Below are 1,798 nucleotides of genomic sequence, written 5' to 3'. Positions count from 1 at the left end.
TTTTGCGTTTTTCACGTTTCTTTTTTCTGTTCCTTTTATATATACAAGATAAGGCGGCACATCCTGTGCAGAACACAAGATATGCCGCCTGTACTTTTTACTGGCTGCTGCCGTCCAATGTAAACCAGAATTCCACTCCGTTTTCCCAGTTTTCCACGCCGCAGGATTCATGATGGGCATCCATGATGGCCTTCACAATGGAAAGACCGATGCCGGTCCCGCCGTATTCTCTGGTCCTCGCTTTATCCACCTTATAGAACTTCATCCACAGGTTGGGAAGCGCCTCCTCGGGGATCGGCGTTCCCGTGTTAAATACAGATACCCGGACCTTATCTCCATCTCTCGTAATGCGGATCACGATTTTTTTCTCCCCTCCGGCGTGATGGATGGCATTGCTCAGATAGTTGGTCACCACTTCTTCGATCTTAAATTCATCTGCCCAGACCCACACCGGGCCGCTGCATTCAAACTTCACCTCTGCTTCCGCCTGCTGGACCATGATCCTCGCTGAATTGATGACTCCCTGGATCAGCTCAGTCAGATCGAACCGTTCCATGACCGTCCGGTCGCTGCCGCTTTCCAGAGATGACAGGGTCAAAAGCTGTTTTACCATCTTATTCATCTTTCCGGCCTCATCCACGATCACGTCACAGTAATAATCCCGGCTCTCCTTATCCTCGCCCATGCCTTCCTGGAGGCCCTCTGCGTAGCCCTGGATCAAAGCAATGGGCGTTTTCAGCTCATGGGATACGTTGGCAATGAATTCCTTTCGCATCTCGTCGATCCGTGTCTTCTCCTCAATATCCTTCTGAAGCTGGTTATTGACAGATTTCAGCTCACCGATGGTCTCCCTGAGGCGCCTGGACAGCGTATTCATGTTCTTTCCCAGGACCCCGATCTCTGTATACTCCCTCTTCTCCGGTTCATATCTGGCGTCAAAATCCAGCTGGGACATTTTTTCCGAAAGCCTGGAAAGCTGATTAATGGGGACCGTAAGCCGTCCTGCCACAAAATAGACCACGATCCCGCCGATCAGTACGGCAAAGATGCCCACATAAGCCAGAAACCGGTTGGAGAGCATGGTACTCTCGCTGATGCTGGAAAGAGGGGTGCTCATAATAAAAGCTGTGCTGTTATCCGAAAAAAAGCCCCAGCTTTCCAGATAGCTGCCGTCTCTCCACGGGTCGAAGGTGACCTGGAGCGTATAGGCTTCATTCTCCTCCAGCACCTTTACGTCCATATGGTTTTTTCCAAAAATATACCGCTCCATCCGGTCCCTTAAAAATTTCGCGTCCCTGGCCGTGGAATAGACTGCCGACGAATCGGCGCTGTTGTCGATCATCAGCATGGAAACATTGGCCTTGTCGCTGAAATCCCGGAACAGCTTCTGGAGATTTCCTTCCTTTATGTTTCCGTCTGCATCCTGCTCCCGCTTCATGGCCTCCTGGATGGAGATGCCCCGCTCTGCGTTGGACTCCAGCTGCCAGTTGAACGCATCGTAGGCCGCTTCAATGGACTCCACCTTCTCAGTTATATAGTATTTTTCCAGATACCATTTGTTGATCCCCCAGATCACGGCGATCATGGCCATCATAAGGCCCACAAAGATCACCGTCATCCGCGTCCGTATGGATTTCATTATGCGTTCACCTCAAACTTATAGCCCATGCCCCAGATGGTCTTTATGAGCTCGCCCTTTTCTCCTAACTTGCTGCGGAGCTTCTTTACATGGGTGTCGATGGTCCTGGCGTCGCCGAAATAATCGTAATTCCACACGTTGTTCAGGATCTTTTCCCTG

The 1,798-nt window shown here is 50.7% G+C and carries 2 protein-coding genes; both read right to left on the bottom strand.

The window, feature by feature from the left end; all coding sequences use genetic code 11:
- Window positions 1–97: 97 nt before the first annotated feature.
- Entirely contained in the window at window positions 98–1,642 is a 1,545-nt protein-coding gene (locus tag WIH05_RS00030; RefSeq protein WP_337424782.1) for a HAMP domain-containing sensor histidine kinase, read from the bottom strand.
- The coding region (locus tag WIH05_RS00025; protein WP_337424781.1) for a helix-turn-helix domain-containing protein at window positions 1,639–1,798 on the bottom strand (160 nt) is incomplete at its 5' end. The genes WIH05_RS00030 and WIH05_RS00025, both read right to left, overlap by 4 nt.

Origin of the sequence: Alitiscatomonas sp., from assembly GCF_037242085.1 — a bacterium.
Taxonomy (GTDB): domain Bacteria; phylum Bacillota; class Clostridia; order Lachnospirales; family Lachnospiraceae; genus Alitiscatomonas; species Alitiscatomonas aceti.
The sequence above is the reverse complement of the archived record's forward strand: the minus strand, read 5'-3'. Positions and strand labels throughout refer to the sequence as shown.